The organism is Candidatus Aminicenantes bacterium (genome assembly GCA_026393855.1).
Lineage (GTDB): Bacteria > Acidobacteriota > Aminicenantia > Aminicenantales > UBA4085 > UBA4085.
This window is the reverse complement of record JAPKZJ010000004.1, coordinates 1-7250: the sequence shown is the minus strand read 5'-3', so window position 1 is coordinate 7250 and position 7250 is coordinate 1. Positions and strand designations below refer to the sequence as shown.

Below are 7250 nucleotides of genomic sequence, written 5' to 3'. Positions count from 1 at the left end.
TTGGGCAAAGATCTCTATATTATGGCTTGATCCCCCCCGGTTCTCGACTGGTGGTCATTGGGGAATTCTTGATTCTTATAGTTAGGGGCGAGGGGTACGGGAGTCAAAACCAACAAGCTTTGTATCCCTATGCTTTAGCATAGGGTCGGCGAGGGAGCGGGGACTCCCTTGGAGGGGGAACCATTGGGGGGGTTCCCCCTCCAACGCCCAGGGCTGCCTCCCCCTCAAGGTAGTCTTTTCCAATGACTTTCCGATTTCCATGTTTTGGCCAGGGGACGGGAGCGACCGAGTCGGCGGAGCGAACGCGCTCACTGGGCGCGTGAGCGTGTTTTGACTCCCGTACCCCAAGCCCCCTCTTATATTCTCCACCAGTACGAGAACTTCACGAAGACGCTGTAGTCGCGGCGGTCGTATCGGGTCGGCGCCAGGAGGCCGCGCTCGTAATTCGAGTCGTAGCCGACGAAGAACACCGTCCCCGGCCGCAGGACATAGCTGACCAGGAAGCTGCCGAAGATCTGTTTGTAGTAGAGATTGTAGTCGAAGATGGCCCGCAGGGACAACGACTTGGTCAGTTGATAGGTCGAGCGGGTGTGGAAGACGTTGAAGTCCCAGACCTGCTCGCCGGCCTTGGTTTTCCAGAACGTACTCCGGCTGTAGTCCAGGCCCAATTGGAGGCGCTTGCTGGGCTTGAAGTTGAGGCCGACGCCATAGGTGACGCCCCAGCCCAAATAGGCATCCTCGGGATCGTAGTTGATCGTGTCGCCGATCTCGGCGAAGAGGTTGAACGGCAGCCACTTGACGATGTTGCTCTGGCCCTGAAGCTGGAACACCGTCCGGTGGAAGTCGGTCTCGGCGTATCGCTCCAGGCCGTTTTCGACGGACATGATAAGCTGATTGAACTCGGTAAAGCGAAGCTGGGTCTGGGCCCGCAGCCAGGTGTCCTGGGTGATCGAATCGAAGTAGCCGTCCCGCTGGCCGGCTTCCAGGTGCAACTGGACCTGGTTGAGGTAGGGCTTGTCGGGATAGAGCCGGAGGTTGGCGAAAGCGCCGGCGCTTCGGTAATCGGTCCGGTTGACAAATCCGGAGGATGCTTCGAAGTCAGGGTGAATGGACCGCCAGAATCCGCCGAAGCTGTAATTTTTATTGAAGTAATAGGCCTCGCCGTAGAGGGCCGGGGCCAGGTCGGTGGTATCGCCGTCCCAGCTCGTCTTGGAGGCCAGAGCCTGGAAGCTGACGAAGAACTTGTCGGCGAATCGCCACTGGCCGTCGACCCCCGCCACCCGGTTCCAGGAGCCGTCGATCTCCTTGTCGGCCAGGCAGAATCCGAGGTAGGAGCCTTTGTTGAAGATGTCGGTCTTGACGCGGACGATGTTGAAGAGGGCGGTCTCGTCGCCGCTGCCGCCGCCGTTATGGACATCCCAGAGGCTCTCGGTGGGGTGCTGGTCGTAGGCCGAAAGGACGCCGTAGGTCATGCCGCCGAGCTTGCCCGTGACCTTGGCCCCCCACAACGGGTCGGTGATGCGCCGGGTATAGACCATCTCGATATCGGGGAAGTTGAAAATCTCCATGCCCTCGAGAAAGAACGGCCGCTTCTCCTGGTATCGCAGAGCATAGCGGAGGTTGATGTCGATCTGCGGCGCATCGGCCTCGATGTGGCTGAAGTCGGGGTTGATGGTGGCGTCCAGGGTCAGGTCGGACTTGAGGCCGTATTTCAGGTTGAGCCCGGGCTGGAAATCGATCCCGCTGCCCTCCCGCTTGAGGGCCGTGGCGACCGGCATGAGCTCAAGGTTGTTGCCGCGTTCGACCGAGCCGCGGATGACAATCGGGTTGGACTGGGCGATGAGCCCGGGGATGTCGCGCGAGAACGAGGGCCACATGCCGATTTCGCCGATCCGCGGGATGTTGCGGGCGAGCGTCAAGCCCCAGACCTTTTCGTCTTGGTCCGGGAAGCGGAGGCTCTTGAACGGGATGGCCAGCTCGACTGTGTATCCCTGGTCGTCGATCCGGCCTTCCGAATTCCAATCCGTATCCCAGGAATCGTCCATGTTGTCGTTCCCGCCTTCCTCGATCCGGACGAAATCCATCTGGACGCCGACCGGGTTGACGCCGAAGGTGGCGGCCCGGCGCTTCTCGTTGAAGGTATCGAGAAAGACGATGATCCAATCGTCGTCCAGGCAGCCGTCCCGGCGGGTAATCGAAGCCCGGAGCTTCTTGGGCTCGGGGTCGATGCAGCGGAAGGCGAAATAGACGGCCTTCGCGTCGAAGCCGACGTAGGCGATCGTCTTCATCGTGGTGGGTTCGCCGGCTTTGGGCGAGAGCTGGACGAAATTGTCGAGCCGGAGGGCCTCTTTCTCCCAGATGCCGGGCTCGATGAACCCGTCGATGCGGGGCGCGGCGCTCAACCGTGGAATCTCCAGGCGCATCTTTTCGGGCGCCTTGGGCGGAGCGGCCTGAAGATGGGGAAGGCCAAGCATCGTCAGAACAAAAATGACGGCCAAGGGAGTGCGAGCGGGGCTGCGGCGGCTGATTCGTTCGGTCATCGGTCGTGTCCTTTCCACGGAACTCGGCACCTTCTCGGGATTCCTCGCTCCTAAAGACGAAACCCGGGCCCGGAAGGTTCATCCCCGGGCCATGATCGCCCCCCTATGCTTTCGCGGCCGCTTTTTGGATATAATGGCACCATCCCCTCTAGGAGGCCGCCATGCCCCGAACAACCCGCTGGGAAGGAATCGGATTGGTCATCGTTCTGGGCTCCGTCTGGGGCCTGGCCGAGGCCGGACTCGGATTGGCCTTGCAGTCATGCGCCCGCTTGGCTTCAGGCTCGATTATGACCGGTACGGCGATCTTCTTCCTCGCCGGCTCGCGACTGCGGGCCCGCCGCTCCTGGGGCCCCGCGCTGGCGGTAGGCCTGGCTCTAGGGCTCAAGCTCTTCGACGCCGCGCTACTGGGGCTTCCGGTTAAAAGCGGCGCCATCGGCAACCCGATGTTCGCCTTCGTCGTCGAGGGCGCCGCGATCGTGGGCCTGTTCGCCATTTTTGGCCGCGCAGCGGGTCGCAGCCTCCGGGGCCGGATGCTGCTGGGGGCCGGAGCCGGACTCCTCTCCGCCGCCGCCTTCCCGGCCGTCAAGCTCGCGACCGGCATCCCGGCCTGCGTCCTGGCGGGAACCGCTCTGCCGCTGTCGATCGCCTTCGCCCCCATCGCCGTCGTGATCGGCGCCTTGGCCGTGCCGCTGGCGTATCGCTTCGTCGCCCGGTTCGAAGCATGGGAAGCCGGGCGGCCCGGGCTCCGCTTGGTCGTCCCTGCGGCCACCACGGCCGTTAGCCTGGCCCTCATCGCCGCCCTGCGGCTGGTCTGAAGAGGGCGGCGATGGCCGACGACAAGCCCGAGAAGAAAAGCGCCGTTTCCCGTCGCGGCTTCCTGAAGACGATCGGCGGCGGCACCGCCGGCGTCGGCGTGGCCGGGCGGCTGCTGGGCAAGGAACCCGCGACCCAAGCCGGCCCCGGCGAGGTCGAAACCTCCAAGACCCGGCGGATCAGCTTGACCGTTAACGGGAGAAAAATCGCCCTGCAGGTCGAGGCCCGGGAGACCCTGCTCCAGGTCGTGCGCGACCGGCTTCGGTTGACGGGGACAAAGCGCGTCTGCAACCGCGGCGAATGCGGCGGCTGTACGGTGCTGCTCGACGGCAAGCCCGTCTATGCCTGCCACATGCTGGCCGTCCAGGCCGACGGCAAAGGCGTTGAGACGGTCGAGGGGCTGGCCGCAGGCGGAAAGCTCAACCCGCTCCAGCAGGCCTTCATCGACAAGGACGGCTATCAGTGCGGATATTGCACGCCCGGCTTCCTGATGGCCGCTACCGCGCTGCTCCGGAAAACCAAAACGCCCACCTTGGACGAGATCAAGAGCGCCGTCTCCGGCAATCTTTGCCGGTGCGGCAATTACCCCAAAATCCACGCCGCCGTGGCCGCCGCGGCCGAAGCGATGAGGAGGGGTTAAGATGAGCCGTTTTGACCTTCTCGACGATCCCTACCTCGACTATCGCGAGCATGGGAAGGCCCGTCCGGCCGCGATGACCGGGTCGGGTGCGACCATCCCGCCCGAAGAGCCCGACGCACCGGACACTTCGGCCGCCCCGTTCAAGATCATCGGGAAATATACCAAAAGAATCGACGGCGCCCGGATCGTCACGGGCCAAGCCAAGTACACGCACGATCTCTATTTCGACGAAATGCTGCACGGGCGCATCCTCCGTTCGCCCCACGCCGCGGCCGAGGTGGTGTCGGTGGATCTGTCCGCCGCCCAAGCCGCGCCCGGGGTCAAAGCGGTCCTGCGGCTGAAGGAAGGCCGGGTCCGCTGGGCGGGCGAGTCGATCGCGGCCGTGGCCGCGGTCAGCGAGGAGGCAGCCCAGGAAGCATTAGCCCTGATCAAGGTTGAGTACAAAGTTTTACCCCACGTCGTCGACGATCTGGAATCGATGAGGGACGGCGCGCCGAAGGTCACGGACCAGCCCAATATCCAGCCTTTCGCGGCCATGGACCGGGGCGATCTGGCCAAGGGCTTCGCCGAGGCCGAGGTCGTCATCGAGCGGGCCTACCGGACTAATTGGGAAATCCACCAGCCGACCGAAACCCACGGTTCGGTGGCCAAATGGGACGGCGATTTCCTGACCGTCTGGGATTCCACCCAAGCCATCCAGTCCGTCCGCGACGGCCTGGCCCGGGCCCTGGCCGTCCCGGCCGCGAACGTCAAGGTCATCAAAAACTACATGGGCGGCGGGTTCGGCAGCAAGCTGAGCATGGGCGATTACGCCCTGGCGGCCGCCAGGCTGGCCAAGGAGACGGGCTGCCCGGTCAAGATCGTTCTCGACCGGCGCGAGAACTCGACCTGCGTCGGCTACAGGCCGTCGACCCGCTTCACCGTCAAGATCGGGGCCCGCAAGGACGGCCTGATCACGGCCCTGCACGTCAAGAACGCCAATTGCGGCGGCACCGGACGCGGCGACCGCTGCGGCGAACCGTTCAGCGACGTCTACAAGATCCCCAACCTGAAGATCGAGGAGTCGGCGGTCCTGGTCAACGCCTGCCCGTCGCGGGCCACCCGGGCGCCCGGCCACACCCAGGCCACCCTGGCTCTGGAAGGCGCCATGGAAGAGCTGGCGGCCGCCCTGGGCATGGATCCTCTCGAGCTGCGGCTCAAGAACTACGCCTCCAAGGGCGACGGCGAGACAGGCCTGCCCTACTCGCTCAAGCGGTTGGACGGCTGCTATAAGGCGGGGGCCGAGGCCATCGGCTGGGCTCGGCGCAACAAGAAGCCGGGCGGGGGAACCGGCAGAGTGCGCCGGGGCATCGGCATGGCCAGCCAGATCTGGCCGGGCGCGGGCACGCCGGGGACGCTGGCCGACCTCAAGCTCTACCCCGACGGCGCAGTCGAGATCGAATGCGGCACCCAGGACCTCGGCTGCGGAACGCGGACCCATATCGCGGTCGTGGCGGCCGAGACGCTGGGGCTTGAACCCACGGACATCACCGTCAAGATCGGCGACTCCGACTATCCCTGGGCCCCGATCTCGGGCGGCAGTCTCACCACCCCGTCGGTCGCCCCGGCCGTGCGCGACGCGGCCCTCAAAGCAGCCGAGTATCTGAAGCAAAGCGTGGCCAAGAAGCTGGGCGCGCCGCCCGAAGAGATCGTCCTGGCCGGGCGCAAGCTCTTTGTCGCGGCCGCTCCGGAGAAGGCGATCGATTTCAAAGAGGCCGTCAAGACCCTGCGCCGCCCCCAGCCGTTTCACGGCGAGCGGGCCGGATTCCCCGACGATAAGTTCGACTTCCAGACGTTTGGGGCCCATTTTTGCGAGGTCGAGGTCGACACCTGGACCGGGCGGGTGCGAGTGATCAAGCACGTCGCGGCCCACGACATCGGCCGGGTGATCAACCGGCAGACGGCCGAGAGCCAGGTCATCGGCGGCGTCGCGCAGGGCTTGAGCGCGGCCCTGTTCGAGGAAAAGCTCATGGACGCGCAGACGGGGGCCACGGTCAACGCCAACCTGCACGATTACAAGGGCGCTACGATCCGGGACATCCCGGAGATCGTCCCGATCTTCATCGACGAACCGGACGACCGGCTCAACAATCTCGGCTGCAAAGGCCTGGGCGAGCCGCCGCGCATTCCCTCCTCGGCAGCCGCCGCCAACGCGGTGTTCAACGCCATCGGCGTCCATGTGGGGGAGATCCCCATGACGCCCGGCCGCGTCCTGGCAGCCCTCAAGCGCAAGGAGGCCCGCTCATGAGAAGCTTCGCCTATGGGAGACCGGAGTCTTTGGCGCAGGCCGCGGCCCATTTGGCCGAGGCTGGAGCGGGCACGTTCGTCATGGGCGGCGGGACCGACCTGTTGGGCGAAATCAAAGAGGGGACGGCCGCCGCCGAGACGGTTCTCGATCTCAAGACGATCCCGGGCCTGGCATATATTCGGAAGGATCAGGCCGGTCTGGCGATCGGTGCGACGACAACGATCGCCGAGCTGGCCGAAGATCCCGAGATCCAAGCGATTTGGCCGGCTCTCCACCAGGCCGCCGCCGCCATCGCCTCGCCCCAGCTCCGCAACGTCGGCACGGTCGGCGGAAACCTCTGCCAGCGGCCGCGGTGCTGGTATTACCGCGACGCCTCCGTCACCTGCCGCAAGAAGGGCGGGGCTCATTGCTTCGCCGAAGGCGGGCGGAACAAATACCATGCCATCTTCGGCGGCATTTGTTATGCCGTTCATCCTTCCGACTTGGCCCCGGTCCTGGCCGCTTTCGAGGCCGAGCTGACCGTCGCGGGAGCGGCGGGAGAGCGGGTCATCCCGGTCGAGAAGTTCTTCGCTCCGCCTATCGTTAACGTGAAGCGCGAAAATGGGCTCGACGGGAAGGAGATCGTCAAGGAGATCCGCGTCCGACGGCCCGGGCCCGGCGACCGGAGCGCCTATATTAAGCTGATCGAGCGCGGCGCCTGGGATTTCGCTCTCGTTTCGGCGGCGGTCCGGATCATCGGCGGAGGCGGCGCCATCCGGGACATCCGGATTGTCTGCGGCGGCGTCGCCGCGGTCCCCCTGCGCCTGACCAAGGCCGAGGATGCGCTGAAGGGCTCGCGCCCGACCGAAGGCAACATCCGCCAAGCCGTCGACAAGGCGGCCGCGGACGCCGCGCCTTTGTCCGAGAACGGCTACAAGATCGACCTCCTTCGCGCCGCCGTCATCGACGCGGTGATGAAGGCGGCCAAACC

General features: G+C 65.2%; 5 protein-coding genes. 4 read left to right on the top strand and 1 reads right to left on the bottom strand.

From position 1 onward, the window contains the following. Positions 1-356: 356 nt before the first annotated feature. Positions 357-2540, bottom strand: coding sequence for a DUF5916 domain-containing protein (locus tag NTZ26_00135; GenBank protein MCX6558894.1), 2184 nt, complete (start codon positions 2538-2540; stop codon positions 357-359). A gap of 161 nt (positions 2541-2701) precedes the next feature. Here NTZ26_00135 and NTZ26_00130 point away from each other — a divergent pair, with 161 nt between their 5' ends. The 4 genes from NTZ26_00130 to NTZ26_00115 all read left to right on the top strand — a co-directional run. Next, positions 2702-3355, top strand: coding sequence for a hypothetical protein (locus tag NTZ26_00130; protein MCX6558893.1), 654 nt, complete (start codon positions 2702-2704; stop codon positions 3353-3355). An 11-nt stretch (positions 3356-3366) separates the two neighbouring features. Beyond that, entirely contained in the window at positions 3367-3993 is a 627-nt protein-coding gene (locus NTZ26_00125) for a (2Fe-2S)-binding protein (GenBank protein ID MCX6558892.1), read from the top strand. Position 3994: 1 nt separating this feature from the next. Continuing rightward, positions 3995-6280, top strand: coding sequence for a xanthine dehydrogenase family protein molybdopterin-binding subunit (locus NTZ26_00120; GenBank protein MCX6558891.1), 2286 nt, complete (start codon positions 3995-3997; stop codon positions 6278-6280). Then, positions 6277-7250, top strand: a 974-nt coding sequence (locus NTZ26_00115) for an FAD binding domain-containing protein (GenBank protein ID MCX6558890.1), incomplete at its 3' end; no start/stop codon positions are given. The genes NTZ26_00120 and NTZ26_00115, both read left to right, overlap by 4 nt.

Excerpts from the sequence above, each read along its gene's own strand:
- NTZ26_00135 (MCX6558894.1), bottom strand. The coding sequence starts at position 2,540 with ATGACCGAACGAATCAGCCGCCGCAGCCCCGCTCGCACTCCCTTGGCC.
- NTZ26_00130 (MCX6558893.1), top strand. The coding sequence starts at position 2,702 with ATGCCCCGAACAACCCGCTGGGAAGGAATCGGATTGGTCATCGTTCTG.
- NTZ26_00120 (MCX6558891.1), top strand. The coding sequence starts at position 3,995 with ATGAGCCGTTTTGACCTTCTCGACGATCCCTACCTCGACTATCGCGAG.
- NTZ26_00125 (MCX6558892.1), top strand. The coding sequence starts at position 3,367 with ATGGCCGACGACAAGCCCGAGAAGAAAAGCGCCGTTTCCCGTCGCGGC.